The organism is Pseudarthrobacter sp. 10T415, assembly GCF_056394175.1.
In genome coordinates this window covers 244,384-271,076 of the sequence record NZ_JBFTHJ010000001.1, presented here as the reverse complement: position 1 = coordinate 271,076, position 26,693 = coordinate 244,384, and the positions used below count along the sequence as shown (strand labels likewise).

Sequence of the window (26,693 nt, the reverse complement as noted above, 5' to 3'; positions counted from 1 at the left end):
CCTGCGCGGCCCGCTTAAAGGTTCCGCGCCCGGCGTGCCCCTGGTCGCTGCAGGGGCACCCAGAGCTTGTAGCGGTCTGCACGGTAGTAGGAAACGGAGTAGTCCACCATGGAGCGGGCCACAAAGGCATGCCGTTGGATCTTCAACAGCGGTGAGCCCACTTCCACGTTCAGCAGGCGCGCCGTGGACGGGGACGCTGCGGTCGCCTCGATCATGTCCTCACCCCACTCCATGACCAGGCCGAACTGTTCGCTCAGGACGTTGTACAAGGAAGTGGGCGGCTCGCCGTCGAGGAGGCCCGGGACGCGGTGGGCGGGGATGAAGTTCTCATCCACGCTCATTGGCTCCCCGTCTGCCAGCAGGAGCCTGCGGAAACGCACCAGCGGAGTGCCCTCGTCCAGCTGCAGTTCGCGGGCGAGGAACGCGCTGGCACCGATCTGCTCGAAGCTGAGGACCTTAGCCGCGGGAACCATGCCACGGCGCTGCATTTCCTCGCTGTAGGAGGTGAGCTTGACCTGGAGATCAAGCTTTGGACGGCGGACAAAGGTACCCAGGCCAACAACGCGTTCGATGACTTCCTCGCCTACCAGTGCATCGATGGCTTGGCGGACTGTCATCCGGGCAAGACCGAAGCGTTCGGCCAAGTCGCGTTCTGAAGGCAGTGCCGAGCCCGGTGGGCATGCCTCCGCGATGTAGGCGCGCAGGATCTCCCGCAATTGAATGTAGATGGCGATACCGCTGGTGCGGTCTATGTCGCCCTTGATGGTCTTGGCTGCAGCCGCCATGAGTCCGCCTTTTCCTGCTTGATGCCACCTCTAATCGTAGGTCAGGTCTAGACCAGCTGTGTTCCCGCAGCAGATTTCGTGGAGGCAGCGCCGGGCCGCCGGATATATATTTGGGCAGGAAGATTTACGCGACAGACGGACGGGTCCGTCAAGACGAAGGAGTCCCCTTTGCCATCACACAAGGCCGTGGTCACGGCTTCTGTAGGCCTTCATGCAAGGCCAGCGGCCGACTTTGTCCGGGCCGTCATGGACACGGGCCTTCCCGTGGTCATTGCCAAGGACGGCAGCCCGGGCGTCGATGCGCGGTCGCTGCTTCAGGTGATGACTGCCGATTTCCAGCACGGCTGCACAGTGGAGCTCACGGTCGGCGAGACGGCCTTGGATGGGCCTGGAAGCGCGGAAAATGCCGCGGGGGTCCTCCAGTACCTCGGAGACCTCCTCGCGGCGCAGGGAGCCCTCCAGCCCGCCGCCCGGCACTAGCCCGGCCACTGCCCGGCACCAGGCCGAACCAGCCCCGGAACCAGCCTGAATCAGTCCCGAACAAACTGGCCCAGACACAACGATGCCGGCCCCCACCAAAAGGTGGGGGCCGGCGTCGTTATTAAGTGTGTTGCCTAGTGGGCGTGGTCCCCACGGCTGTATTCGTATACCCAGCCGACAAGCGCTACGACCGCAAGGCCGGCAGCAATGAAGACAATCCAGAACCCAACAGCCAGGCCGAGGAACCCGGTGGCGCAAGCCAGGCCGAGGACCAGGGGCCACCAGCTCCAGGGGCTGAAGTGCCCCTGCTCGCCGGCGCCTTCGTGGATCTCAGCGTCGCTGCGGTCCTCGGGGCGCATACCCACGCGCTTGGCGGTGAAGCCAAGGTACGCGCCGATCATGCCGGCCAGTCCGCCCACGAGCAGGACACCGAGGGTGCCGACCCACTCGTTCCAGTGCGTCAGGAACCCGTACACGATGGAGACAGGGATGAAGAAGAAGACTCCCGATCCAAAGATCCAAGATTCGATTTTCACTGTGCGGTGTCCTTCTGGTCGGCGTTGCCGAGAACGCTGGCCGCAGGTGCCGGCGAATCGACGGTGTGGACCTGTCGCAGTTCAGGGTGGTGCAGGTCCAGGGCGGGGCGCTCGGAACGGATCCGGGGCAGCGAGGTGAAGTTGTGGCGCGGCGGCGGGCAGGACGTGGCCCATTCGAGGGAGGCACCGAAGCCCCAAGGGTCATCAACCTGCACCCTTTCGGCCTTCCGCCATGTGATGTAGACGTTCCAGAAGAACGGAATCAGCGAGGCGCCGAGGACGAAGGACGCCACAGTCGAGAACTGGTTCATCCAGGTGAAGTTATCTTCCACCAGGTAGTCGGCGTAGCGGCGGGGCATGCCCTCGACACCGAGCCAGTGCTGGATGAGGAACGTGCCGTGGAAGCCCAGGAACAGGAGCCAGAAGTGGATCTTGCCGAGGCGCTCGTTGAGCATCTTTCCGGTCCACTTGGGCCACCAGAAGTAGAAGCCGGCGAACATGGCGAACACCACGGTTCCGAAGACCACGTAGTGGAAGTGCGCCACCACGAAGTAGGAGTCCGAGACGTGGAAGTCGAGCGGAGGCGAGGCCAGGATGATGCCGGTGAGGCCACCGAAGAGGAACGTCACGAGGAACCCGATGCTCCAGAGCATGGGGGTTTCAAACGTGATGGAACCGCGCCACATGGTGCCGATCCAGTTGAAGAACTTCACGCCGGTCGGAACAGCAATCAGCATCGTCATGAAGGCGAAGAACGGCAGCAGCACCGAGCCGGTGACGTACATGTGGTGGGCCCACACCGTCACGGACAGTGCAGCGATGGCAATCGTGGCGTAAACGAGGCCCTTGTAACCGAAGATCGGCTTGCGGCTGAACACCGGGAAGATCTCAGACACGATGCCGAAGAACGGCAGCGCGATGATGTACACCTCGGGGTGGCCGAAGAACCAGAACAGGTGCTGCCAGAGGACGGCGCCGCCGTTTTCGGGATCGAAAATGTGTGCACCAAACCTGCGGTCGGCGCCCAAGGCGAACAGTGCGGCGGCCAGCGGGGGGAACGCCATCAGGACCAGGATGGCCGTGATCAGGGTGTTCCAGGTGAAGATCGGCATGCGCCACATGGTCATGCCCGGGGCGCGCATGCAGATAATGGTGGTGATGAAGTTGACCGCACCGAGGATGGTTCCGAAGCCGGAGAGCGCCAGGCCGAAGACCCACAGATCACCGCCGATGCCGGGGCTGAATGTGGTGTTCGACAGTGGTGCGTAGGCGAACCAGCCGAAAGATGCCGCACCCTGCGGGGTGATGAAGCCGGACACCGCAATGGTGGAACCGAAGAGGAAGAACCAGAAGGCCAGGGCGTTCAGACGCGGGAATGCGACGTCGGGGGCACCGATCTGGAGCGGCATGATGACGTTGGCGAAGCCCGCGAACAGCGGGGTGGCGAACATCAGGAGCATGACCGTGCCATGCATGGTGAACAGCTGGTTGTACTGTTCCTTCGTCTGCAGGATCTGCATGCCGGGCTCGAAGAGTTCGGCACGGATGAGCAGCGCCATGACGCCGCCGAGGCAGAAGAAGACGAACGAGGCGATCAGGTACATGTACCCGATGGTCTTGTGGTCAGTGGAGGTGATCCAATTGACGACGATGCGTCCCTTGGATTTGGGTACCACCGGAGCCTGCAGGGCTCCTGTGGGTGCGGATTGAGTGTACGTAGCCACGTCGCTCCCCTTACTTAATTTCGTTCAGGTTAGGGTTGCGGTCGTACTCCACGCCCAGCAGCCCGGTGTTGCCGGCTGCCTTCAGCCCGTCCATGTGGGCCTGGAATTCAGATTCCGACACCACCTTGACGCGGAACAGCATTTCGGAGTGGTACTCGCCGCAGAGTTCGGCACACTTGCCGTCGTAGGTGCCCTCTTTAGTGGGGGTGAACCTGATGTAGTTGGTCTTTCCGGGGATCATGTCGCGCTTCTGCAGGAAGGCGGGAACCCAGAACGAGTGGATAACGTCGCGGGCGTTGAGCTCGAGGTCAACGGACTTGTTCACCGGCAAGTACAGCGTGGGGAGCTGTTCCTTGTCGATGGTGTTGCCGGTCAGGTGCGCCTGGACACCGGCTTCGTGGAGGTCTTCCTGGATGACGTCGCCGGACTTGTAGTTGAAGTCCCAGGCCCACTGCTTGCCGCGGACGTCAACTACGACGTCGGCCGGCTGGGAGCGGTCATCAATGGCCTGCTGGTCACGGTCGGTGAAGTAGAAGAACACCAGGACCATGAAGATCGGGATGGTCAGGTAGAAGACCTCAAGGGGAAGGTTGAAACTGGTCTGCCGGGGGAAACCAACGGTCCCCTTGCGGCGGCGGTACGCCACCAGGCACCAGATGATGAGGCCCCAGGTAATGGTGCCCACCACCAGCGCGGCAATCCATGAGTTGACCCAGAGGTCCATGATGCGGTCGGTGTTGCTGGTGGTGCCGCGTTCAGTCGGCAGCCACCCCTTCTCTACCTCTGGCGAACATCCGGTCAAAACCAACGCGCCGGCAATTGCCAAGCCAGTGATCGTTGTGATCGTTTTGCGTCGGCTGCCGGTTCGGTTCTGCGAACTCACAGACGGCCCTTCCTACTTGTTGCTGTTGTCCGGGCAGCCATCGGCGGCCCCGGGCACACTAAAAGTTTTACTACTCGGTGTAGAGCTTACCGCTCCCCCGGACGTTTCGCCCACATGTCGGCGCCGCGCCTCCCAGCCAATCTTGTTGGCAGGAGACACGGCGCAGGCATACGGCAAAATGACCGGCTTAGTGGAAGGAATCTCCACAGGCGCAGGAGCCACCGGCGTTGGGGTTGTCGATGGTGAATCCCTGCTTGGAAATGGTGTCTTCGAAGTCGATGCTGGCGCCGCTGAGGTACGGAACGCTCATCTTGTCCACCACGACCTCGACACCGTCGTAATCACGTACGGCGTCGCCGTCGAGAATCCGCTCGTCGAAGTACAGCTGGTAGATCAGGCCGGAGCAGCCGCCGGGCTGCACGGCAACCCGAAGGCGCAAATCCGTGCGGCCTTCCTGTTCGAGAAGGCTGCGTACCTTGCCTGCGGCGACATCGGTCAGGTTGACCTCGTGGACCGGCAGTTCGCCGGATTCGCTGGTGGTTGCGGTGCTGTTCTCATTGGTTGCGGTGCTCATTGGCCTACCTTCTTGGGACGGGTCCTGGCGGCTCCGCTTCTGCGGTGCCTGCCCCTACGGATTGGGTATGGGCTATAGCTACATGCTACGTCGGACAGCCTTGTAGCTCTAACTTCTGACGTAACCATGAAAGGGCCCCCGTTGTTCCCTGGGCGGCATGGCGGCGGGAGCCCTGCCCGGCTGTCAGCTGAATCAGCCGGGCTGCACGTCCAGGCCCCCGCTGTTGAGGCGGGCAAGCATGAGCGCCTCGGCCAGGATTGCATGCCGGAAGTCGCCCAGGTGCAGTGATTCGTTGGCACTGTGCGCCCTCGAGTCCGGGTCCTCAACGCCCGTGACGAGGATCTGCACCTCCGGGTACAGCTCCAGCAGGTCTGCAATAAAGGGGATGGAACCGCCTATGCCCGTTTCGACGGCCGGGACACCCCAGGCCTCCCCCAGGGCCCACATTGCCAGGCGGCCCGCCGGTGATGCAGTGTCCGTCTGGAAGGGATTGCCGCTCTCCCCCGGTGTGAAGATGACCTTCGCACCGAACGGCGCGTTGGCTTCAACATGGCGGCCCACAGCCTCCATGGCCGCGGCGGGATCCTGGCCCGGCGCGAGGCGGAGGCTGAACTTGGCACGGGCACGCGGCAGCAGCGTGTTTGAGGCGACGTCCACGGCCGGGGCGTCAAAGCCGATGATGGACAGTGCAGGCTTGGTCCACAGGCGCGAGGCAATGCTGCCCGTTCCGGCGAGACGAACGCCGTCGAGCACTGAAGCATCGGCACGGTAGTCGGCTTCCGGGAGGTCCACGGCAGCGTTGTCCGTGGCCACTAGCCCCTCGATCGCGACGTTGCCGTCGTCGTCATGGAGTGTGGCGATCAGCCGCGATAGGAGCGTCGGGGCATCCAGCACCGGGCCGCCGTACATACCGGAGTGCACAGCGTGGTCGAGGACCTGCACTTCAATGGTGCCGTCAACGAGGCCACGCAGGCTGGTGGTCAGGGCAGGAACGCCCACTTTCCAGTTGCTGGAGTCGGCGACGACGATCACGTCGGCCCGCAACAACTCGCGGTTGGCCTCCAGGAAGGGCCGGAAGGTGGGCGATCCGGCTTCCTCTTCGCCTTCGAAGAAGAACGTCACGCCGAGTCCCAGCTCGCCTACAACTTCAGAGACGGCGGCGTAGGCGGCAATGTGGGCCATGATGCCGGCTTTGTCGTCAGCGGCGCCCCTGCCGTAGAGCCGGCCATCCTTTTCCACTGCGGTGAACGCTTGTGTTTCCCACAGGGCTTCGTCGCCGGGAGGCTGGACGTCATGGTGTGCGTACAGCAGGATGGTGGGCTTGCCGGGCGCCGCGGGACGGCGTGCGACGACGGCGGGTCCGCCGGGCGTGCCGTCCGGTTTGGGGCAGGTGAGGGTCTGCACTTCGTCCAGGCCGGCGTCACGAAGCAGTTCCGCCACCGCTTCGGCACTGCGTTCCAGCGGTGCCCGGTCAAAGCTGGGCCAGGCGATCCCGGGAATCGCCACAAGGTCTTTGAGGCGGCGCAGGGTTTGGTCGAAGGAACGGTCGACGGCGGCCCGGAGTTGGTCCGTCTGGCCGGTTGTCCCAGGGCCCGGGGATGTGGGGCCATGCGGATCGTGCGGGGTTGCCATTGGCGAGGAAGTCATGGCCAAAACATTACTCCCGTCACATCTGTTGCTTCGGCAACAGCCGCGGGCAAGGAATCCCGACACCTCCCGCAAGGTATTCTGTTCAGGTGTTCGGACGTAAAAAAGAAGCGCCCTCGGCGCAGGAGACAGTAGACCAGCAGGCGGCGGAAGCGGCGGCGCGCCAGGAGGGTGTCATCGGCAAGGGTGCCCCCACTCCAACACGGAGGGCCCAGGAAGCCGCCCGCAAGCGTCCGCTGGTGCCGGAAGACCGCAAGGCTTCCAAGGCTGCCGAGCGCCAGGTCATCCAGGACCAGCGGCAGAAGATGCGCCAGGCCCTTGATACCGGAGACGAAAAGTTCCTGCCCTTGCGGGACAAGGGACCGCAGAAGCGGTTTGCCCGCGACTTCGTCGATGCCCGTTTCAGCCTGGGCGAATTCCTCATGTTCGGCGCACTTGTTTTCGTTCTGGTCTCCCTGGTGGTGCCGGCATCCAGCGATTACATGATTTACGTCCTGGGTGGTTTCTGGGTCATGTTCCTGGCGGTGTTCGTGGACGTGTTCCTGCTGTCCCGCAAACTGCGCAAGCGGCTGGCGGAGAAGTTTGGCGAGGTTGAGCGCGGCACTGTCTGGTACGGCTCCATGCGCTCCCTCCAGTTCCGCAAGCTGCGGCTGCCCAAGCCCCAGGTCAGCCGCGGCCAGTTCCCCTCCTGATTCAGAGTTTCCGTTTAAACAGCAGTCCCCGGCAGGTCACCTGCCGGGGACTGCTGTTTAAACGGGTCAGGACCCGAAGTGTTTCAGGACCGCCGCTTGCGGGCGAGCTGCCGGTTAATGCGTGCCGCCCAGAAGGGGCCTTCGTACAGGAAGGCCGTGTAACCCTGGACCAGGGTTGCCCCTGCGTCGAGCCGGTCCTGCACGTCCTGGGCTGTTTCCACGCCCCCGACGGCGACCAGGGTCAAGGCATCGCCGGTTGCCTGCTTGAGGCGGCGGAGCACCTCCAGGGAACGCTGCTTCAGCGGTGCACCGGACAGCCCGCCAGCCCCGCACTTTTCCACTGTTTCAGCCGGGGACGCCAGCCCCGTCCTGGCAATGGTGGTGTTGGTGGCGATGATGCCGTCCAGCTTCAGGTCCAGGGCGAGCCGTGCAACGTCGTCGATGTCTGCGTCGCTGAGATCCGGAGCAATCTTCACCAGCAGCGGCACATGCCTGCCCGCTGCACGGTCGGCTTCCTCCCCAACGGCGGTAAGAAGGGGGCGCAGCGTTTCGACGTCCTGCAACAGCCGCAGTCCCGGCGTGTTGGGGGAACTGACGTTGACCACGAGGTAGTCGGCGGCAGGTGCAAGGGTGCGTGCGCTGATGCGGTAGTCCTCCACCGCGTCAGCAAGTTCAACAACTTTGGTTTTGCCGATGTTGACCCCGATGACCGGCCGCACCGCGGGGTACATCCGCTGCAGGGCAGCCCGGGCGGACTTAAGGCGGGGAGCGACGGCGGCGGCGCCGTCGTTGTTAAAACCCATCCTGTTGATGACCGCACGGTCCTGGATCAGGCGGAACAGCCGCGGCTGCTCGTTGCCCGGCTGCGCCTGGCCGGTAATGGTTCCCACTTCAACGTGGCCGAAGCCAAGCTCGGTGAGGGCTTCGATGCCGTGCCCTTCCTTGTCAAAACCCGCTGCAAGTCCGAACGGTGAGGGGAAGGTGATGCCGAAGGCAGTGGTCTGAAGGGATGGCGCCGGGGCAGTCAGCCTGCGGAGGACCTTCCCCGCCCCGGACGAGTGCGCCAGCCGGATTCCCTTGAATCCGAGGGTATGGGCGCGTTCGGCGTCCATCCAGGAAAAAGCCAGCTTGAAGAATGTGGGGTAAAGGCGCATGCAACCAGTTTTCCGCCTCGCGGGCCGTGGACCAAAACGGAGACGTCCCACAACCGGCGTGACCTAATGGGAGCGGTTCCCTCCGGGTGCCGGTTTAGCATGGGTCCATGGCATGGGAAGAGGACATCCTGGGCGCCGAATTCCAGTCCCTGACGTTCGAGGCCAAGGGACCCGACGGCGTGCAACGGACCGCCACGCTGGTGCGCTTCCGGCCGGAGCCTGACAGCGGTGCCCCGCGGCGCCGACAGCGGCCGGCAGTCCTTTTCCTGCATGGCTGGAGTGACTACTTTTTCAATGCGGACCTGGCCAGGTTCTGGAACTCGGCAGGCTATGACTTCTACGCCCTGGACATGCATAACCACGGCAGGAGCCTGCGCCCGGGTTCACCCGGAGGGTTTGTGTCGCGTCTGGCTGACTACGATGCCGAGATTGAGGCGGCCCTGGTCATTATCGGAGGCGGGGACCCGCCCGGGCCCATCACCCTGATGGGGCATTCGACCGGCGGCCTGGTGGCAGCGCTGTGGGCCGCGGATAACCCCGGTTCCGTGTCGCGGCTGGTGCTCAACAGCCCCTGGCTGGAAATGCACGGCAGCTCATTGGTCCGGCGCGCTGCCTCAGGTCTTATGGCGCCGATGGCGAGGCTGCGGCCCACGGCTGTCCTCCGGCTGCCTGAACGGGGTTACTACTGGCGGACCATCAGCAGCGCGGCCGAGGGAGAGTGGACCATCGACGACCGGTACCGGCCGCCGATGGCCTTCCCGGTACGGGCCGGCTGGTTGAGCGCAGTGCTGGCCGGCCATGCGCGCGTTGCCCGGGGGCTGCACATCCAGGTGCCCATCCTGGTGCTGTTGTCCGCCGGGAGTGCAACCGGACTGCTGTGGTCCGAAGCCATGCGCCGCACTGACGCGGTACTGGATGTGGATATCATCGGCGCCAGGGCCCTGGCATTGGGCCGGAGCGTCACGGTGGAGCGGATTGAGGGTGCCCTGCACGATGTCTTCCTCTCCCCCGCCGGGGTGCGCGCCGACGCCTACGCACGCCTGGCGCGCTGGCTGCGTGCCTACGGGGCCGGCGAGCCGCCGGGCCGGGCCGCTGCATCCACTGCGCCGCCGTAGCGCCGGTCACGCTGCGCGTATTCCTCTACCGCTGCCCACAGCGTCCGCCGATCCACGTCCGGCCACAACGTGTCCATGAACACGAACTCGGCATACGCCGACTGCCAGAGCAGGAAGTTCGACAACCGCTGTTCCCCCGAGCTGCGAAGGAAAAGATCCACATCGGGAAGGTCCGGTTCATCGAGGTACTTCTGGATGGTGCGCTCCGTAATGGCACCGGGCTTCAGCCGTCCTGCAGCGACCTCTGCAGCGATGGCAGACACAGCATCGGTGATCTCCGCCCGTCCGCCGTAATTAACACACATGGTCAACGTGCAGGTGCTGTTGCCGGCTGTGAAGGCCTCTGCCTCCTCCAACTCCCGGATTACCGAGCCCCAGAGCTTTGGCCGCCGGCCCGACCAGCGGACCCGGACGCCCCATTCGTCCAGCTGGTTGCGCTGGCGACGCAGCACGTCCTTGTTAAAACCCATGAGGAAGCGGACCTCTTCGGGGGACCTGCGCCAGTTCTCCGTGGAGAATGCGTAGACACTCACATACTCGATGCCAAGCTGGATGGCGCCGGCCATGACATCGAGCAGTGCGGGTTCGCCCGCCTTATGCCCTTCGATCCGGGGAAGTCCCCGCTGGTTTGCCCAGCGGCCGTTGCCGTCCATGACGATGGCCACGTGGCGGGGAATGAATTCGGCCGGGATGGGCGGCGGAACTGCCCCCGAGGGGTGCGGGTAGGGCGCGACCACCGGTTCGGTGCGTCGGCGGGCGGGGGTCGTCTTTTTTCCCAAGGCCACTGTCAGCTACGCTCCACATGTTTGAGTGATTTCAGCACCCGTTCGAGATGCCATTGCAGGTATGCGGCCACGAGGCCGGCGGCTTCCTTGCGGTGCAGCGGCAAGGAAGCGTCGGCCGTTGGCCAGTCTCCCGTGAGCAGGGCCGCCAGCAGCAAGACAGTCTCGGCGGCCGGCGCGGGCGAGCCCGGCGGCCTGCAGTCCGGGCACACCATGCCGCCCAGCGCAGTAGCGAAGGCCTTATGCGGACCGGGCATTCCGCACCGGGCGCAGTCGGTGAAGCTGGGGGCCCAGCCTCCGGTGGCCAGTGCCCGCAGGAGATAGGAGTCGAGGATCAGGCCGGCGGCGTGCTCGTTCCGGCTCAGGGCTGCCAGTGCACCCACCAGGAGGTTGTACTGGGCTGTGGCCGCCTCACCGTCCACGTCGGTGAGCTTCTCGGCTGTTTCGGTCATGGCGGCGGCGACGGTGTAGCGGCCGTAATCGGCGGCGATGCTGCCGCCGTAGGCGCCTTTTGCCACAGCCTGGGTCACGATGTCCAGGCTACGGCCTGAGATCAGCTGGAGGTCAGCCACCATGAACGGCTCGAGCCGCGCTCCAAAACGGCTGCTGGTGCGGCGGACGCCTTTGGCGACTGCGCGGACCTGCCCGTGGTGCTTTGTGAGGAGCGTGATGATCCTGTCGGCTTCGCCCAGCTTGTGCGTACGGAGAACCACAGCGTCATCGCGGTATGCCCGGGAGGCGAAGGATTGTTGAGCCACGCTCTATCTTCCCATCCCCGAGGGGTGGGGCAGCCCCTGCGCCGCCGCGTGGCCCCGAAATAAGGGCAACGCGGCGGCCTGCGGATCAGGACTGGGCGTCGCGGATGGCCCGGTTGACGGCGGAGATGACGGCCTTCAGAGAGGACATGCTGGTGTTGGCATCGATGCCCACGCCCCACAGGACGCGCTCGCCCACTGCGCATTCAACATACGCTGCGGCCATCGCGTTCCCGCCTTCGGACAGGGCGTGCTCGCTGTAGTCCAGCACGCGAACGTCCACACCGTCCTGGGTGAGGATGTTCAGCAGCGCGGCGATGGGACCGTTTCCGGTACCGGTACGGCTGACCTGGGCACCATCGACGGTGAGGGACGCGTGCAGCGTCATGCCGCCGTCGTCGTCGGTCTCGGTCTTGACCGAGCCCAGGGAGTAGCGGCCCCACTGGCCGTCCGTTTTGCCGGAGGGCAGGTACTCGTCCTGGAAGATCTGCCAGAGCTGGGCGCCGCTGACTTCGCCGCCCACGGTGTCCGTGCGCCGCTGGATGACGCCGGAGAACTCGATCTGGGCCCGGCGGGGCAGGTCCAGGCTGTGCTCGTTCTTGAGCAGGTAGGCCACGCCACCCTTGCCGGACTGGGAATTGACGCGGATGACGGCCTCATAGCTGCGGCCCAGGTCCTTCGGGTCCACCGGCAGGTAGGGCACCTGCCAGGTGACGTCCGCAACGTCCTTGCCGGCCGCGGCGGCATCGCGTTCCAGGGCTTCGAAGCCCTTCTTGATGGCGTCCTGGTGTGAGCCGGAGAAGGCAGTGAAGACCAGGTCGCCGCCGTACGGGGACCGCTCGGGGACGGGCAGCTGGTTGCAGTATTCAACGGTCCGGCGGACGTCGTCGATGTCGGAGAAGTCGATCATCGGGTCGATGCCCTGCACGAACAGGTTCAGGCCCAGGGTCACCAGGTCCACGTTGCCGGTACGCTCGCCGTTGCCGAACAGGCAGCCTTCGATCCTGTCAGCGCCGGCCATGTAGCCCAGCTCGGCGGCGGCCACGCCGGTGCCGCGGTCATTGTGCGGGTGCAGCGAGAGGATAATGCCTTCCCGGGGGTGCAGGTGCCGGCTCATCCATTCGATCGAATCGGCGTACACGTTGGGGGTGGCCATTTCCACGGTGGCCGGCAGGTTGATGATGACCTGCCGGTCTGCCGAGGCCTCAAAGACGTCGGCGACGGCGTTGCAGACGCGGACGGCGTATTCCAGTTCCGTTCCGGTGAAGGATTCCGGTGAGTACTCGTAGGTGATGTGGGTATCGGCCAGCGTTTCCTCGTACTTCCGGCACAGCCGCGCACCCTGGAGTGCGATGTCCAGGATGCCGTCCTCGTCCTGGTTGAAGACGACGCGCCGCTGCAGCACGGACGTGGAGTTGTACAGGTGGACGATGGCCTGCTTGGCGCCAACGAGGGATTCGTAAGTCCGCTCGATCAGGTGCTCTCGTGCCTGGGTGAGGACCTGGATGGTGACATCATCCGGGATGTGGTTGCCCTCGATCAACTGGCGGACGAAGTCAAAGTCAGTCTGCGATGCAGACGGAAAGCCGACCTCGATCTCCTTGTAGCCCATGCGGACCAGCAGGTCGAACATCTTCATTTTGCGTGCCGGGCTCATGGGATCGATCAGCGCCTGGTTGCCGTCCCGCAGGTCCACTGCACACCAGCGCGGGGCCTTGGTGATCACCTTGTCCGGCCAGGTACGGTCCGGCATCTCGACGGTGATCTGGTCCTGAAACGGCGTGTAACGGTGGAAGGGCATTCCTGAGGACTTCTGTGCGTTTCGCATTACTTGGGGCCTTTTCTATGGATCTTCAGTGAAAGGGTGGCCGGGCAACACAAACTCCGCAGCGAGGGTGGGCCTTGCGCTAGATAGCGTCTGTAGCCTCGCCGCGGCAGCTAAGGAGGAGGAACTCTGCACGCACCTTTTGAGGGTAACACGGGTGCGTAAGATGAAAGGGCACTACCGTCCGTAAAGTCCATCATGCAGACGCACCGGGTATTTGTGCCCGCAGCGGCGTCGCAGCAAAAGGAGTTTCAGTGCCCATTTCGGGGATCGACCTTTCCACCATTGATCACACGGTCCGGCCGCAGGACGACCTTTACCAGCACGTCAACGGTGCCTGGCTGAAGGCCACCGAGATCCCGGACGACCGGCCGCTGGAAGGGACCTTCACCGCGTTGCGGGACGGCTCGGAACTCGCCGTTCGGGACATCATCGAGGAAGCCGCGGCCAAGGGTGACGCGGCAAGCGGTATAGAACGCAAGATCGGCGGGCTGTACAACAGCTTCATGGATGAGGCTGCCGCCGAAGCGAAGGGCATCGATCCGATCCGCCAAAGGCTCGAGGACGTCTACGCCACGGGCTCTGTCACTGACCTCGTTGCCTTGGCCGGACGGCTCTTCCGCTCGGACGTGGGCGGGCTCTTCTACATCTACCCGGCCCCCGATGCCGGAAATCCGGACCGTGTTCTGCTGTACACCGGACAGGGCGGCCTCGGCCTTCCCGATGAGTCCTACTACCGTGACGAAAAATTCGCCCCGACCGTCGCCGCGTACCGGACCCACATAGCCACGATGCTGGCCCTGGCGGGGCGGAAGGACGCAGAGGCTGCTGCGGAACGTGTGGTGGACCTGGAAACAAAGCTGGCCTCGCACCACTGGGACAACGTCACCCTGCGGGATCCGCAAAAGACCTACAACCTCAAAACAGCAGAGCAAGCGGCGGAACTGTTCCCACTTCTTGCCACCTGGTTCGAGGCCGCGGACATCGCCGGAGACAAACGGCAGGAAATCGTGGTGAGCACCCCCGACTTCTTCTCGGGCGCGGCAGCTCTCCTGGATTCCGAACCGCTGGATGCGTGGCGGGACTGGCTGGCGATGCGCGTTATCAGCGCCGCGGCTCCCTACCTGTCGCAGGCCGTCGTCGACGCGAATTTTGCCTTTTACGGAACCACCATCAGTGGCACCCCGCGGAACAAGGACCGTTGGAAGCGCGGCGTCGCTGTAGTGGAGGCGGCCCTCGGTGAGGCAGTCGGGCAGATCTACGTGGCACGGCACTTCCCGGAATCCCACAAAGACAGGATGCAGACCCTCGTGGGCAACCTTATCGAGGCGTACCGGAGCAGCATCACCGAAGTGGGCTGGATGGGGTCGGACACCAAAGCCGAAGCCCTGCGCAAACTGGACGGGTTCCGCGCCAAGATAGGCTTCCCCGATGAGTGGATCGACTACTCTGCCGTGGAGATCGACCCCAACGACCTCCTCGGGAACGTGGAGCGCGCCCATAACGCCGACGTCGACCGGCACCTCGATGAGGTGGGCAAGCCTGTGGACCGCAACAAGTGGCTCATGACACCGCAGACCGTCAACGCCTACTACCACCCCATGATGAACGAAATTGTTTTCCCGGCAGCCATCCTGCAGCCGCCGTTCTTCACGGCCGACGCCGATGACGCCGTCAACTACGGCGGTATCGGGGCTGTGATCGGTCATGAGATCGGCCACGGCTTTGACGACCAGGGATCCCAGTTCGACGGCGGCGGCGCCCTCCGTAACTGGTGGACGGATGAGGACCGGCAGGCTTTCGAGAAGCTCACTGCCCGCCTCGTGGCGCAGTACGACGCCCTCTCCCCCGCGGCCGCCCCGGGACACCATGTCAACGGCCGGCTGACGCTGGGCGAGAACATTGGCGACCTCGCAGGTTTGGCCATCGCCCACAAGGCCTACCGAATCAGCCTGGAAGGCCAGGAACCGGAGGTCCTGGACGGCCTGACCGGCCACCAGCGCTTCTTCGCTTCGTGGGCGGCCGGCTGGCGCCAGGTCATCCGGCAGGAGGAGGCCATCCGCCGCCTGGCCACTGACCCGCACTCCCCCAACGAGTTCAGGACCAACGCCATCGCCCGCAACCTCGACGCTTTCCACGACGCCTTCGAGGTGACCGAACAGGACGAGATGTGGATGCCGCCGGCCGAGCGGGTCAGCATCTGGTAATCCATCCGAAGAACGGCAACGGCCGCGGAGCCAGCCTGATGGGCTGGCACCGCGGCCGTTTGCTAGGGGCTCCGAACCGGGGCGCGGTGCGGGCGCTACCGGACGATCAGTTCGGGGTTGGCCTGCTGGCAGCGGGCATCCCCGGCAGTCTGGTTGACAATGTCGTTCGGGAGGGCCGCGCCGGATCCACTCCCGTAGGTGGCCCCGGACGTGAAATCGCTGCCGAGGTAGACCTGCACGCCGGTTACCCCGGGAGCCGGGATCACCTGTGACGCGGGAATCCCGAGGAGCGCGGCCACGTCCGCTGCGACGTCGGCGTAATTGGCACCGTAGTAGACACCCGACTTGGCGATGGCCTGCGCTTCGAACTGGGCTGCCTGGGTAAAGCCGCCGGAGAGCAGTGCCTGGACGATCTCCTGGGAACGTCCGGGAACGCCCGAGCCGTTTGCCACCGAGACCGGTTGGAGGGCCTTGTTGTACGGCGGGAGCGGCGCTTCGGTTTCCGTCGGAGTCGCTGACGGGGACGGGCTTTCAGTGGGTGACGGCGTGGTGGGCGCCGTGGGGTCCGTCAGGTCGACGTCCTTCTGCAGCGCGGTGAAGAGCTGGGAACCTGCGGGCTCGGCAATTTCGAGGCGGTTGGGATCGGACACGGCGGGCGTGGTGGGCACGGATACAAACGCCACCTTCCCGAGGTCGATGTCCTTGAGCCGGTTGCCGATGGTCAGCAGGGTCGGCACCGAGGCCAGCCCGTCGTCCACCGTGAGGTTCTGGGTGACGACGTCGGCGATCTTCAGCATCCGGGCCGGATCCGACAACGTTCCCTCGTCCTTGATTTTCCGGGTCAGTGAGGACAGGAAACCCTGCTGTGCCTGGATTCGCCCCAGGTCTCCGCCGTCGGCGAAGGCGTGCCGCGTGCGAAGGAAGGCGAGTGCCTGCTCACCCTGCACGGCGGAGGTTCCTGCCGGCAGCCGGAGCCGGGAATCCGGATCATAGATGGCATCGCTGACGCACACGTCCACGCCGCCCACGGCGTTGGACAACTCCTTGACGGCGTTGAAGTCGGCCATCATGAAATGGTCCACTTCCAGTCCGGTCAGTTTGTTGACGGTATCCACGGCACAGCCGATTCCGGCCTCGCCCATGGCTTCGTTGATCATCACTCCACTGCGCGCGGGATATTCACGGCCGGTCTTGGAGTCCTTGCATGCGGGGATGTTGACCAGCAGGTCACGTGGGAAGCTGATGACGCTGACGCGCTTGTTGTCCTCGGAGATGTCCATCAGCATCATGACGTCGGACTTGCCGTAGCCCGTCGAGTCATCGGAGGTGCCGTATTCCGAGTTCTTGCCGTCGCGGGTGTCAGACCCGAGGATCAGGATCTGCATCCGCCCGGTGGCATTATTAACCGGCCCCTCGGTACCCGATCCGCCGGCGTTCAGTGGCGCCTTGGAGATGTTGTTCTGGAGCCGGATGAACCAGAACCCGGCAAAGGCAAGGCCGCCCACCAACGCCACAGCGACGATGGCGGTGATGATCTTCAGCCAGACGGGCATCCCCCGGATGGGTCCAAGATGCCGGGCAGCGCCCAGGCCGGCCTGGTCGGCGTGCCTGGAAACGGGGCCAGAGCCGGGTGGCGACTCAGCGCCGAACTCGTTTTTGCCACGGCCTCGCGCCACGTGTTGAACCTTCCTCTAATTACAAAATCCGGTCCATTTTAGTGGCCGAGTCTGGGAAAACGCCGGGCGGTGACCTGCGACACCCCGCCCGGAACATCAGAAACCGAGCTTGACCAGCTGTTTTGGATCCCGCTGCCAGTCTTTTGCCACCTTCACATGGAGATCCAGGTAGATGCGTGTGCCAAGCAGCGCCTCGATGCCCTTGCGCGCGTTGGTCCCCACCTCCCGCAGCCTGCTCCCGCCCTTGCCGATGATGATGGCTTTCTGGGACGGACGTTCCACGTAGAGGTTTACCCGCACGTCGAGGAGCGGGTTGTCTTCCGGCCGGTCCTCACGGGGAACGATCTCTTCCACCACCACGGCGAGTGAGTGCGGAAGTTCATCCCGGACGCCTTCCAGCGCCGCCTCGCGGATCAGTTCGGCCACCATGACAGCTTCGGGCTCGTCGGTCAGTTCGCCGTCCGGGTACAGAGGGGGCGACGGCGGCATGTGGCTGATGAGGACATCGGCCACAGTGCCCACCTGGAATCCGTCGCTCGCGGAGACGGGGACGATGTCCCTCCACCCGTCTTCGCCCAGCACTTCACGGCCGAGGGCATCGACGGCCAGCAGCTGTTCGGTGAGCGCCTGCTTGTCCACAAGGTCGGCCTTCGTCACGATGGCGATGACAGGCTTCCCGCCAATGGCGGCAAGCTGGGCCGCGATGAACTTGTCGCCGGGGCCGATCTTTTCGTTGGCGGGCAGGCAGAAGCCGATGGCATCCACCTCTGCGAGGGTGTCGGCCACAAGGTCGTTCAGGCGCTTGCCGAGCAGGGTCCGCGGCCGGTGCAGCCCCGGTGTGTCCACCAGGATCAGCTGGGCGTCCTCGCGGTGGACGATCCCCCGGATGGTGTGCCGGGTGGTCTGCGGTTTGGCAGAGGTGATGGCTATCTTCTTACCCACCAGGGCGTTGGTCAAAGTGGACTTGCCCGCGTTGGGACGCCCGACGAGGACCGAGAACCCCGCCCGGAATCCGCCGAAATCGTCCTCTGCCTGGGCCTTACTTTTCTTGCTCACGTGGAACTCCCTGCTGGGTTGCTTCCGCCTCATGGAAGAGGTCTTCAAGGTCAGTGTCTACTGTTGGCACGGGTGCCGCAATGATATGGCTGACGCGGTTGCGGCGGCCCTCGAGCCGGTCGGCCCGCAACGATACGCCCTGGACTTCAACCCGGCTGCCCACGATGGGAACGCGTCCCAGCGCTTTGGCGAGCAGTCCGCCCACGGTGTCCACTTCGTCGTCGTCAAGCTCAATGTCAAAAAGTTCTCCGAGGTCATCGATGCTCATCCTGGAGCTGACCCGGTAGGAACCGTCGCCGAGCTCTACGGCCTCGGCGCTTTCGGTGTCGTATTCGTCAACGATCTCGCCAACGATTTCCTCAATCAGGTCCTCAAGCGTGACCAGGCCGGCCGTGCCGCCGTACTCGTCGATGACGATGGCCACGTGCGTGGACTCCTTCTGCAGTTCCCGCAGCAGGTCGCTCACCGGTTTTGATTCCGGCACGTAGCGGACCTCACGGGCCATGGAGTCAACTGTGGGAGGTTCTGCGCCTGCATCCAGTTCATGCACGACGGCGGCCACGTCCTTGAGGTAGACGATCCCCAGGATGTGGTCGGTGTCTTCGCCGATGACCGGGACCCGGGAGTAGCCGGACCGGAGGAACAGGGACATTGCCTCGTGCAGGCTCGAACCGGAGTCGATGCCGACAATGTCCGTCCTGGGCACCATGACGGCACGGACCAGCGTGTCCCCAAAATCGAACACCGACTGGATCATCTCGGCTTCCGTGTCCTCGATCATGTCGGATTCGCTGGCGCGGTCCACCAGTTCACGGAATTCCTGTTCGCTGAAGAAGGCTTCGTCCCCTCCGGGTGCGCCCGGGGCGGCAGCGCTTCCCACCGCGACGAGCCATCCCGGTATGGGCCCAAGGACCCACGTCAGGAAGCGGATCATCGGCGCCGTGAAGCGCACTACCGCGGCCGAGTGGAGCCTGCCCAGCTGGCGGGGTGAGACACCCACGATCACGAACCCCAGCAGCGCCATGATGCCGGTTGCTGCAAGGCCGGCCAGCCAGATGTTGTCCAGGAGACTGTAAAGCAGCACCGAGACGGCGACAGCGGAGGCCATTTCGAACCAGACCCGCCAGAACCTCAGGGCCCGGATATGCGCAACGGGCTCGCGGAGAATACTGCGCATTGCCGTTCCGCGGCTTCGGAGCAACGCTTCTTCCGCATCGTGCCGCGGGAGGAAATTGAAGGCGGCCTCGGCCGCGGTCAGTACGGCGGCGATGGCCAGGAAGACCAGAGCCATCGCCACCAGGAGGAGGGGCGTCACAGAGTGGTCTCGGCGGGCGCTTCCTTGCCGGTGAAGCCGGTCAGGAGTTCGCGCTGGAGCCCGAACATCTCTTCCTTCTCTTCGGGCTCGGCATGGTCATAGCCCAAAAGGTGCAGGATGCCGTGGGTGGTCAGCAGCAGCATCTCATCCTGGAGGGCGTGGCCGGCGTTTTTGGCCTGGACCTGCGCCACCTGGGGGCAGATGGCGATGTCGCCGAGCATCCCCTGCGGGGTGGGTCGGTCCGGAGTTCCGGGCGTGAGTTCATCCATCGGCACCGACAACACGTCGGTTGCCCCGGGCTCGTCCATCAGTTCGATGTGGAGCTTCTCCATGGCAGGCTCATCCACCAGGAGAATGGACAGTTCTGCCTGCGGATGGATGTAAAGCTGTTCAAAAATGTACCGGGACAGGGCTACCAGCCCCGCCTCGTCCACCTGGACGCCGGATTCGTTGTTCACCTCGATGCTCATGCGTGTTCCCCCCGCTTCTCCCGGCCGGCCGTTTGTCGGGCACGGTTCCTTTGCCTGTCGTCCCAGATGCTGTAGGCATTGACAATGTCTCCCACGAGGCGGTGCCGCACCACGTCCGCGGCATCAAGGACGGAGAAGTTCACGCCTTCGATGCCGTGCAGGATCTCCTCCACGATCCGCAGCCCGGACCGCGTGCCGAAGGGCAGGTCCACCTGGGTGACGTCACCGGTGACCACCATCTTGGACCCGAAGCCCAGGCGGGTGAGGAACATCTTCATCTGTTCCGGGGTGGTGTTCTGGGCCTCATCCAGGATGATGAACGCGTCATTGAGCGTCCGGCCACGCATATAGGCCAGCGGAGCCACCTCAATGGTTCCGGCTGCCATGAGCCGTGGAATCGATTCAGGGTCCATCATGTCGTGGAGGGCATCGTAGAGCGGCCTCAGGTAGGGGTCGATCTTGTCGCTCAGGGTTCCGGGCAGGAACCCGAGGCGTTCGCCTGCTTCGACGGCCGGTCGGGTAAGGATGATGCGGCTGACTTCCTTCTGCTGAAGCGCCTGCACAGCCTTGGCCATGGCCAGGTACGTCTTGCCGGTTCCGGCGGGGCCGATGCCAAAAATGACGGTGTTGTCATCGATGGCGTCGACATAGTTCTTCTGGTTCAGCGTCTTGGGCCGGATGGTCCTGCCCCGGCTGGAAAGGATGTCGTGCGTCAGCACATCCACGGGGTTCTGGAGCGACTGGCTCCGGAGCAGTGCCACCAGCTGCTGCAGGACCGCGGGGGTGATAACGGTGCCGCGTGCCACCAGGCCACGGACTTCCTGGAGGAGCCGCATGATCCGGGGAACGTCGCCGGCCGGGCCGCTGAGGGAAAGTTCGTTGCCGCGGACGTGGAAGTTCACGTCCGGGAACTGCTCCTCGATGTACCGCAGCGCCTCATCGTGGCTGCCGAGTGACTGGACCATCTGATCGGAATTGTCGAAAAGGACTACCTCGGTCCGGACGCCGGGAAGGGTGTGGGGAAATTCCCCGGCAGTGCCCTCTCCCGTGTTGAGCCGGCGCTTTCCGTTGGCTGATTCAGTCATGGTGCTGGCCCGCAGGCCTGTGGTCCCCTCGAGGTAGTTTCTGCTGTCGTCCCGGCCCGGGAAACCAGTGCCTGGTTTCTGCGTTCCGTGATCCTTTTATCTTACGCCAGCGCACCCCGCCTGCCGGTAAAGCCGGACAACCACGGGCCCTCGGCATCCACAGGCAGCAGGGCGCAGTCACCAAAGGCGCCACGGCAGGATCGGTCATTAGGTATCAACTTCATATCGTCCTCATATCGTTCCCGTTGCAGTTGTGCCCCACGGCCGGAACCGGGCAAATCGCTTCGCCGGGCTGTGCAATGCTGGAAATCCAGCCACGGCTGTGACATCGGGCCGACCGGGGAACGGCCCTCACGACAGGAAAGGAAAGGCACAAGTGCCGGATACCGTTGCGCCCCGCCGGGCAGGTCGACACGTGGGCCGCGCCCGCGCGATCATGCTGGCCGGCGTCCTGACGGTCGTGCCGATCCTTGCCGGTTGCGTTGCGGAACCTGGCCCCTCCCCCACGGGCACCCTTCTGACCGGGCCTGCCACCACGGGAAGCCCGGAGCCGCCCTCCACCAGCGCCCCACTGGAAACCACGCAGTCCTCCAACAAGGCGCCTGTCTACTGGATCGGCCGCAGCAGCAGCAACGTCTTCCTGTACCGGGAGTTCCGGGATGTACCCGAACAGGAGAACCCGGTAACGCGCGCACTGCGTGCCATGATGTCCGATAAACCCCTTGACCCTGACTACTTCACCCCGTGGCAGAATCCCGGCAAGCTGGCCACCTCGATTTCCGGCAAGGACGTCATCACCGTCGATGTCTCCGAGGACGCTTTCAACAGCAACCTTGATGCGGACATGGCAGCCCGGGCAGTCCAGCAGCTCGTCTACACGGCCACTGCTGCCGCAGCCAGTTCCGGGTTGATCGACTCCGGCCAGCAGATCCGGGTTCGGATCCTGGTGGACGGCCACACCGACTACATGGCTTTCGGGCAGGTCCAGCTTGGCGCCCTGATGACCAGGACGGCGGGCCTGGCTGCTCCTGTCTGGATCATCGATCCCCAGCAAGGCTCCGAAGTCGCGGACGGCAGCGTCAAAATCACCGGACGCAGCACGTCGGCGGGCGGCAAGCTTCGCTGGCAGATCCTGCGGACCGGGGACAACGGCGCCAAGGCACCCTTCCTCACCGGCGAAACCACGGCGTCATCGGAACAGGGGCAGGCAGGGGTATTCACGCTGGCCTTGACCCTGCCCGCCGGAGACTACGAGCTGAGGGTGGCCCAGGCCGGGTCTGACGGCGGCCCGGACCAGTTCGAAGACAACCGGTCCTTCAAGGTCAGGTAGCGTCCCAGCGCCCCAGGATGTCGCTGGAGAGCACTACGGCGGCAGGACCGGCCGTGGACGAGCGCAGCACGTGGTGGCCCAGGAGCGCCGTGACGGCTCCGCGGTCGCAGAGGCGCGTCACCTCCCGGGGGCTGATTCCACCCTCCGGGCCCACGATAAGGAGCACTTCACGGGTTCCTGCGCCGCTGGCATCGTCCCAGCCTTCCAGGACAGAACGGAGCGGCCGCACTGCGTCTTCGTGGAGGATGACCGCCAGGTCCGCGGCTTCCACTGCTGCAGCAAGGGCAGCGGTGTCGACGGCGGGACGCACCTCAGGGATCCAGGCCCGCCGCGCCTGCTTGGCCGCAGCGCCCACCACGGACTGCCATTTGGCGTGCGCCTTGGCCGCCCGGTCACCCTTCCACCGGACGATGGAACGTTCGGACTGCCAGGGGATCACGGCGTCGATGCCCAGTTCCGTGGCGGTCTCGATGGCAAGCTCATCACGGTCACCCTTGGCGAGGGCCTGCACCAGCACCAGCCGGACACTGGGGCGGGCCTCCTCCACCAGGGAACCGCACCGCACGGTGAGGCGGGTGCCGGCGGCCTCGGACACCGTCCCGCTCATACGGGTACCGGCGCCGTCGACGATGTCCACGGCCTCACCCGCTGCGAGGCGCTTTACGGAAACCGCGTGGCGCGCCTCCGGCCCTTCCAGGACAAACTCCATGCCCTCCTCCAGCCCGTCGAGGGATCCGGCGGAGGTAAAAAAGACAGGGTTGCTCACCGCTACAGGTTCCCCAGCCGGTCCCGCAGCTTCGCGAACATCCCGCCACTGGCGGCGAGCTTGCCTTCGGTGATCTGTTCTCCGCGGAGCTTGGCAAGCTGCCGGAGGAGCTCCTCCTGGGCTGCGTCGAGCTTGGCCGGCGTTTCCACCTGCAGGTGCACCTTCAGGTCACCGCGGCCGTATCCGCGCAGGTGGGTGACACCCAGGCCGCGGAGGGTGATGATTTCACCGGACTGGGTGCCCGGCTTCACGTCGATGTCCTGGGTTCCGTCGAAGGTCTCCAGGCTGACGTCGGTGCCCAGCGCCGCGGCGGTCATGGGGATGTTCAGGGTTGCGTGCAGGTCGTCGCCGTCACGCACATACGTGGCGTCGTTGTTGACGCGGACCTCCACGTAGAGGTCGCCGGAGGGGCCGCCCGCGGGGCCGGCTTCGCCCTGCCCGGTCAGCTGGATGCGTGTTCCGGTTGCGACGCCGGCGGGAACCTTGATGGTCAGGGAGCGGCGGCTCCGGATGCGGCCCTGGCCGCTGCATTCATTGCAGGGATCTTTGATGACAGTGCCGAAGCCCTCGCAGGTGCCGCACGGTGCAGCGGTCATGACCTGGCCGAGGATGGAACGGACAGCGCGCTGGACCTGGCCGCTGCCGCCGCAGATGTCGCAGCGTTCGGGGTGCGTCCCCGGGCGGCAACATGATCCCTCACAGGTGGGGCAAGTGACTGCAGTGTCCACCTCAAGCTTTTTGTTGACGCCAAAGACGGCGTCGCGCAGTTCGATGCGGACGCTGATGAGTGCATCCTGGCCGCGGCGGACCCGTGAGGCGGGTCCGGACGATCCGCCGGCGCCGAAGAACGTGTCGAAGATGTCCTGGAAGGCAAAGCCCTGGCCGGCGTAGCTTCCTCCGCCGAATCCATTGTCAGTGCCGTTCTCGTTGCCGGTGGTGTCGTAGACCCGGCGTTTCTGCGGGTCGGAGAGGACTTCGTAGGCGTGGGTCACCGCCTTGAAGCGGTCCTGCGCATCTTCGCCCGGGTTGACGTCGGGGTGGAGTGTCCGGGCCAGCTTGCGGTAGGCCTTTTTGATTTCTTCTCCGGTGGCTTCCGGTGAAACTCCAAGGACGTCATAGTGGCTGCTCAAAGTTCGTATCTCTTCCTTGTTGTACTGCCTGCGGTGGGACTGCCGTGCGGGCCCGGCGGCTGTGGTGCCGGGGCGGGCCGGTCAGGGACCCAGGATGCGGGAAAGGTAACGGGCAACTGCCCTGACGGCCGCCATGGTGTTGGGATAGTCCATCCGGGTGGGACCCAGGATGCCGATCTTGGCCACGCTGTCCGGGCCGTAGCCGGTGGCCACGACGGACGCCTCGGCCAGGCCGTCGTAAGGGTTTTCGCGGCCGATGCTGACGGCCACGCCACGGTGGTCCTGCGCCATGTCGCTCAGCAGCCGCAGCATCACCACCTGCTCTTCCAAAGCTTCCAGCACGGGGCCGATGCTCAGCGGAAAGTCGACATTGGACCGGGCCAGGTTGGCCGTGCCGGCCATGACCATGCGGTCCTCGCGGCTGCTGTGCGCAAGGATCTCCAGGGCGTGCGCCAGCGACTGCGCCGCCTGCCGCTCCCCCGGACTGACAGAGGAGACGACGGCGGGAAGGGCCTGCGGCAGCCGGGCCAGCGGTGTTCCGGCCAGGGTTCCCAGAAACCGGGTACGCAGCGCGGACAACGCTTCGTCCGCGAGGTCCTGCCCGACGTCGATGACGCGCTGCTCCACGTTGCCGCTGTTCGCGATCAGGACCACAAGGACCTTGCGCGGGGCCAGCAGGACGAACTCGATGTGCCGGATCAGTGCCCGGCTGAGGTGGGGGTACTGGACCACCGCCACCTGGTTGGTCAGCTGGGACAACAGCCGCACGGTGCGGTCGAGGACGTCGTCGAGGTCGTCGGATCCCTCCAGGAGGGACTGGATGGCGCGCCGTTCGGCTTGCGAGAGCGGCTTCACGGCCGAAATCTGGTCCACGAACAGCCGGTAACCCTTGTCCGTGGGAATCCGGCCGGCACTGGTATGCGGCGCCGTGATGAGGCCCTCGTCCTCAAGCGCCGCCATGTCGTTCCGGATGGTGGCGCTGGAAACCCCCAGGTGATGCCGTTCCACCAGGGCCTTGGAGCCTACCGGTTCGCGGGAGTGGACGTAGTCCTCCACGATGGCCCGCAGTACTTCAAGCTTGCGCGGCTCACTCACACTCCACCTCCATCCAGTCGGGGTGGATAAGCCACCCGTTCCTTCCTGCCAGTCTGCACGCACTCGAACATGCACTCGAACTGTTAGCACTCGACATGCCTAAGTGCTAACAGTCTATTATGCCTTGGCCCGTTGTTAGCATTGGTACCGCTCCGGGCGAAATTCCGGGACAGCACCTACGGCGAGGCGGAGTGACCATGGATTACCGGAACTGGGGCCCGCGGGACATGTCCGCTCCCGCGCGTACGCAACTGCCTGAAGTGCCCGTGGAACGGGGCATGGTGCTCGAAGACGTACAGTCCGGCTGGGTGGGGGCCGTCACCCGGGTGGAAAAGTCCGGCGGCATGCATGTGGTGGCCCTTGAGGACCGGCGCGGAAAGTCGCGGACCTTCCGGCTGGGATTCGGGTTCCTCCTCGAGGGCCGTGCCATCAGGCTGATGCCACCGGCACCCCGGCCCGCAGCGGGCGGTCCGTCAGCCGGGCGCACAGCCTCAGGCTCCGTACGCGTCGCAGGCCAGCGTGCACAGGTGGCCAAGGCGAGCCGCATCTGGGTGGAAGGAAAGCACGACGCCGAACTCGTCGAGAAGGTATGGGGAGACGATCTCCGGGTGGAGGGCATCGTCGTCGAACCCCTGCATGGCATCGACGACCTCGCCGGCGCCGTGAAGGAATTCGGGCCAGGGCCGGGGCGCCGGCTGGGTGTGCTGGTGGACCACCTGGTCCCGGACTCCAAGGAATCCCGTATTGCTGAGGCTGTCATGGCCGGCCCTGGCGCTGCAGGCAACGTCCTGATTGTCGGCCACCCCTACGTGGATGTGTGGCAGGCCATCCGGCCCTCCGTGCTGGGCATTCCGCAATGGCCGTCAGTACCGCGGGGCCAGGACTGGAAAACCGGGATCCTCAAGGCGTTCGGCTGGCCGCACTCCACTAAGGAGGACATCGGGCTCGGATGGCAGAAACTGCTCGGTGCGGTCCACACTTACGCAGACCTGGAGGCGTCGCTGCTGGGCCGGGTCGAGGAAGTCATCGACTTCCTCACAGCACCCTGACGGACGCCGGACCGGCAAACACCAGTATTCTTGATACTGCGGTGGCCCCCGCGATCCGCAGCGGGCCCCGAAGCATCAACTGCATCCCCAGCATCAATTGCACTTTTCGAAGGAACAGACTGTGGCAGAAAACGCACGCGAGCACAGGGACGGCCAAAGCAGCACCGGCCGTTCCGAATACCACGGCGTCCCCGCGAATGCGCTGCCGCTCACGGCCAGCGAGGACCGGCAGTGGGCCACCCTGGCACACTTCGGCGGGATCCTGGGATGCGTCCCCGCCCTGCTGATCTTCCTCATCTTCCGCGACCGCGGGCCCTTCACGGCCCAGGAGTCGAAGGAAGCCCTGAACTTCAGCCTGCCTCCCACCATCGCAGCGGTAGTGGCGAACATCCTGGTGTTCATTCCCGTGGTCGGAAACATTTTTGCCGTGATCGCCACATTGATCTGGATTGCACTGACGTGCTTTTCGGTGGCGGCAGGCATCCACGTCAACCGCGGCCAACCGCACCGCTACCAGTTCAACCTGCGCTGGATCAAGTAGTCCCCGTCGGCTCCCAGCCGC

Annotated in this window: 25 protein-coding genes; 7 read left to right on the top strand and 18 right to left on the bottom strand. The window is 64.8% G+C overall.

Going from position 1 to position 26,693, the window contains the following annotated elements; translation table 11 throughout:
- Positions 1-14: 14 nt before the first annotated feature.
- Entirely contained in the window at positions 15-785 is a 771-nt protein-coding gene (locus AC1DBN_RS01270) for a GntR family transcriptional regulator (protein WP_091720325.1), read from the bottom strand.
- 168 nt (positions 786-953) lie between these two features.
- Here AC1DBN_RS01270 and AC1DBN_RS01265 point away from each other — a divergent pair, with 168 nt between their 5' ends.
- Positions 954-1,265, top strand: coding sequence for an HPr family phosphocarrier protein (locus AC1DBN_RS01265; protein WP_477722459.1), 312 nt, complete (start codon positions 954-956; stop codon positions 1,263-1,265).
- Positions 1,266-1,399: 134 nt separating this feature from the next.
- Here AC1DBN_RS01265 and AC1DBN_RS01260 read toward each other — a convergent pair whose 3' ends face one another.
- The 5 genes from AC1DBN_RS01260 to AC1DBN_RS01240 all read right to left on the bottom strand — a co-directional run bounded on the left by AC1DBN_RS01260 (position 1,400) and on the right by AC1DBN_RS01240 (position 6,629).
- Positions 1,400-1,801: a cytochrome c oxidase subunit 4 gene (locus AC1DBN_RS01260; protein WP_056079276.1), complete on the bottom strand. Its 402-nt coding sequence runs from the start codon at positions 1,799-1,801 to the stop codon at positions 1,400-1,402.
- The gene (gene ctaD / locus AC1DBN_RS01255) at positions 1,798-3,525 is read right to left on the bottom strand and encodes an aa3-type cytochrome oxidase subunit I (RefSeq protein ID WP_091720331.1); all 1,728 of its coding nucleotides are present in this window, start codon (positions 3,523-3,525) and stop codon (positions 1,798-1,800) included. Before ctaD ends, AC1DBN_RS01260 begins: the two co-directional genes overlap by 4 nt.
- Positions 3,526-3,535: 10 nt before the next feature.
- Positions 3,536-4,408 (bottom strand): aa3-type cytochrome oxidase subunit II, encoded by an 873-nt coding sequence (gene ctaC / locus AC1DBN_RS01250; protein WP_015937147.1) that lies wholly within the window; start codon positions 4,406-4,408, stop codon positions 3,536-3,538.
- 187 nt (positions 4,409-4,595) lie between these two features.
- Positions 4,596-4,982, bottom strand: coding sequence for a HesB/IscA family protein (locus tag AC1DBN_RS01245; RefSeq protein ID WP_015937148.1), 387 nt, complete (start codon positions 4,980-4,982; stop codon positions 4,596-4,598).
- Between the two features lie 192 nt (positions 4,983-5,174).
- Positions 5,175-6,629 carry a M20/M25/M40 family metallo-hydrolase gene (locus AC1DBN_RS01240; RefSeq protein WP_477722458.1) on the bottom strand — a complete coding sequence of 485 codons (1,455 nt, stop codon included), beginning with the start codon at positions 6,627-6,629 and terminating at the stop codon, positions 5,175-5,177.
- A gap of 89 nt (positions 6,630-6,718) precedes the next feature.
- On the opposite strand from AC1DBN_RS01240, the gene AC1DBN_RS01235 reads away from it, so the two are divergent.
- A complete protein-coding gene (locus tag AC1DBN_RS01235; RefSeq protein ID WP_091720336.1) occupies positions 6,719-7,321 on the top strand; it encodes a DUF3043 domain-containing protein in 603 nt (200 codons plus the stop codon).
- 83 nt (positions 7,322-7,404) lie between these two features.
- Here the strand turns inward: AC1DBN_RS01235 and AC1DBN_RS01230 are convergent, their stop codons facing one another.
- The gene (locus AC1DBN_RS01230) at positions 7,405-8,475 is read right to left on the bottom strand and encodes a quinone-dependent dihydroorotate dehydrogenase (RefSeq protein WP_477722457.1); all 1,071 of its coding nucleotides are present in this window, start codon (positions 8,473-8,475) and stop codon (positions 7,405-7,407) included.
- A 107-nt stretch (positions 8,476-8,582) separates the two neighbouring features.
- On the opposite strand from AC1DBN_RS01230, the gene AC1DBN_RS01225 reads away from it, so the two are divergent.
- Positions 8,583-9,590: an alpha/beta hydrolase gene (locus AC1DBN_RS01225; protein WP_477722456.1), complete on the top strand. Its 1,008-nt coding sequence runs from the start codon at positions 8,583-8,585 to the stop codon at positions 9,588-9,590.
- Here AC1DBN_RS01225 and AC1DBN_RS01220 read toward each other — a convergent pair.
- The 3 genes from AC1DBN_RS01220 to leuA all read right to left on the bottom strand — a co-directional run bounded on the left by AC1DBN_RS01220 (position 9,536) and on the right by leuA (position 12,955).
- A complete protein-coding gene (locus AC1DBN_RS01220) occupies positions 9,536-10,375 on the bottom strand; it encodes an isoprenyl transferase (protein WP_477722455.1) in 840 nt (279 codons plus the stop codon). The two genes, AC1DBN_RS01225 and AC1DBN_RS01220, sit on opposite strands and share 55 nt — an antisense overlap.
- 2 nt (positions 10,376-10,377) lie before the next feature.
- Positions 10,378-11,130: a DNA repair protein RecO gene (gene recO, locus AC1DBN_RS01215; protein WP_477722454.1), complete on the bottom strand. Its 753-nt coding sequence runs from the start codon at positions 11,128-11,130 to the stop codon at positions 10,378-10,380.
- Positions 11,131-11,215: 85 nt separating this feature from the next.
- Positions 11,216-12,955 (bottom strand): 2-isopropylmalate synthase, encoded by a 1,740-nt coding sequence (gene leuA / locus AC1DBN_RS01210; RefSeq protein ID WP_045731408.1) that lies wholly within the window; start codon positions 12,953-12,955, stop codon positions 11,216-11,218.
- A gap of 251 nt (positions 12,956-13,206) precedes the next feature.
- On the opposite strand from leuA, the gene AC1DBN_RS01205 reads away from it, so the two are divergent.
- Complete coding sequence (locus AC1DBN_RS01205) at positions 13,207-15,159, top strand: M13 family metallopeptidase (RefSeq protein WP_091720350.1); 1,953 nt, start codon at positions 13,207-13,209, stop codon at positions 15,157-15,159.
- 95 nt (positions 15,160-15,254) lie between these two features.
- Here the strand turns inward: AC1DBN_RS01205 and AC1DBN_RS01200 are convergent, their stop codons facing one another.
- The 5 genes from AC1DBN_RS01200 to AC1DBN_RS01180 form a co-directional block, all read right to left on the bottom strand.
- Positions 15,255-16,712, bottom strand: coding sequence for an LCP family protein (locus AC1DBN_RS01200; RefSeq protein WP_477722532.1), 1,458 nt, complete (start codon positions 16,710-16,712; stop codon positions 15,255-15,257).
- Positions 16,713-16,931: 219 nt separating this feature from the next.
- Entirely contained in the window at positions 16,932-17,891 is a 960-nt protein-coding gene (gene era, locus AC1DBN_RS01195) for a GTPase Era (RefSeq protein ID WP_091720356.1), read from the bottom strand.
- Positions 17,875-19,206 carry a hemolysin family protein gene (locus tag AC1DBN_RS01190; RefSeq protein ID WP_091720359.1) on the bottom strand — a complete coding sequence of 444 codons (1,332 nt, stop codon included), beginning with the start codon at positions 19,204-19,206 and terminating at the stop codon, positions 17,875-17,877. The genes era and AC1DBN_RS01190 overlap by 17 nt, the downstream gene beginning before the upstream one ends.
- Entirely contained in the window at positions 19,203-19,676 is a 474-nt protein-coding gene (gene ybeY, locus AC1DBN_RS01185; protein WP_091720362.1) for an rRNA maturation RNase YbeY, read from the bottom strand. Before ybeY ends, AC1DBN_RS01190 begins: the two co-directional genes overlap by 4 nt.
- Positions 19,673-20,761 (bottom strand): PhoH family protein, encoded by a 1,089-nt coding sequence (locus AC1DBN_RS01180; protein WP_015937162.1) that lies wholly within the window; start codon positions 20,759-20,761, stop codon positions 19,673-19,675. Before AC1DBN_RS01180 ends, ybeY begins: the two co-directional genes overlap by 4 nt.
- 376 nt (positions 20,762-21,137) lie before the next feature.
- Here AC1DBN_RS01180 and AC1DBN_RS01175 point away from each other — a divergent pair, with 376 nt between their 5' ends.
- Complete coding sequence (locus AC1DBN_RS01175) at positions 21,138-22,091, top strand: GerMN domain-containing protein (protein ID WP_231994276.1); 954 nt, start codon at positions 21,138-21,140, stop codon at positions 22,089-22,091.
- On the opposite strand, the gene AC1DBN_RS01170 is transcribed toward AC1DBN_RS01175, so the two are convergent.
- The 3 genes from AC1DBN_RS01170 to hrcA all read right to left on the bottom strand — a co-directional run bounded on the left by AC1DBN_RS01170 (position 22,084) and on the right by hrcA (position 25,082).
- Entirely contained in the window at positions 22,084-22,857 is a 774-nt protein-coding gene (locus tag AC1DBN_RS01170) for a 16S rRNA (uracil(1498)-N(3))-methyltransferase (protein WP_091720368.1), read from the bottom strand. The genes AC1DBN_RS01175 and AC1DBN_RS01170 overlap by 8 nt on opposite strands.
- Positions 22,858-22,859: 2 nt before the next feature.
- A complete protein-coding gene (dnaJ, locus tag AC1DBN_RS01165; RefSeq protein WP_091720371.1) occupies positions 22,860-23,987 on the bottom strand; it encodes a molecular chaperone DnaJ in 1,128 nt (375 codons plus the stop codon).
- Between the two features lie 81 nt (positions 23,988-24,068).
- Positions 24,069-25,082, bottom strand: coding sequence for a heat-inducible transcriptional repressor HrcA (gene hrcA / locus AC1DBN_RS01160; protein ID WP_091720374.1), 1,014 nt, complete (start codon positions 25,080-25,082; stop codon positions 24,069-24,071).
- Positions 25,083-25,279: 197 nt separating this feature from the next.
- Between hrcA and AC1DBN_RS01155 the strand changes: the two genes are divergently transcribed.
- Together AC1DBN_RS01155 and AC1DBN_RS01150 are read left to right on the top strand one after the other, a co-directional pair.
- Positions 25,280-26,131 (top strand): DUF3097 domain-containing protein, encoded by an 852-nt coding sequence (locus AC1DBN_RS01155; protein ID WP_091723983.1) that lies wholly within the window; start codon positions 25,280-25,282, stop codon positions 26,129-26,131.
- Between the two features lie 121 nt (positions 26,132-26,252).
- On the top strand, positions 26,253-26,672 hold the full coding sequence (locus AC1DBN_RS01150) for a DUF4870 domain-containing protein (protein ID WP_045731418.1): 420 nt from the start codon (positions 26,253-26,255) through the stop codon (positions 26,670-26,672).
- Positions 26,673-26,693 lie beyond the last annotated feature (21 nt).

Bases quoted from the DNA above. Each gene is read 5' to 3' on its own strand.
- AC1DBN_RS01270 (WP_091720325.1), bottom strand. From the start codon at position 785: ATGGCGGCTGCAGCCAAGACCATCAAGGGCGACATAGACCGCACCAGC.
- AC1DBN_RS01245 (WP_015937148.1), bottom strand. From the start codon at position 4,982: ATGAGCACCGCAACCAATGAGAACAGCACCGCAACCACCAGCGAATCC.
- AC1DBN_RS01240 (WP_477722458.1), bottom strand. From the start codon at position 6,629: ATGACTTCCTCGCCAATGGCAACCCCGCACGATCCGCATGGCCCCACA.
- AC1DBN_RS01230 (WP_477722457.1), bottom strand. From the start codon at position 8,475: ATGCGCCTTTACCCCACATTCTTCAAGCTGGCTTTTTCCTGGATGGAC.
- AC1DBN_RS01225 (WP_477722456.1), top strand. From the start codon at position 8,583: ATGGCATGGGAAGAGGACATCCTGGGCGCCGAATTCCAGTCCCTGACG.
- leuA (WP_045731408.1), bottom strand. From the start codon at position 12,955: ATGCGAAACGCACAGAAGTCCTCAGGAATGCCCTTCCACCGTTACACG.
- AC1DBN_RS01200 (WP_477722532.1), bottom strand. From the start codon at position 16,712: ATGCCCGTCTGGCTGAAGATCATCACCGCCATCGTCGCTGTGGCGTTG.
- ybeY (WP_091720362.1), bottom strand. From the start codon at position 19,676: ATGAGCATCGAGGTGAACAACGAATCCGGCGTCCAGGTGGACGAGGCG.
- AC1DBN_RS01180 (WP_015937162.1), bottom strand. From the start codon at position 20,761: ATGACTGAATCAGCCAACGGAAAGCGCCGGCTCAACACGGGAGAGGGC.
- AC1DBN_RS01155 (WP_091723983.1), top strand. From the start codon at position 25,280: ATGGATTACCGGAACTGGGGCCCGCGGGACATGTCCGCTCCCGCGCGT.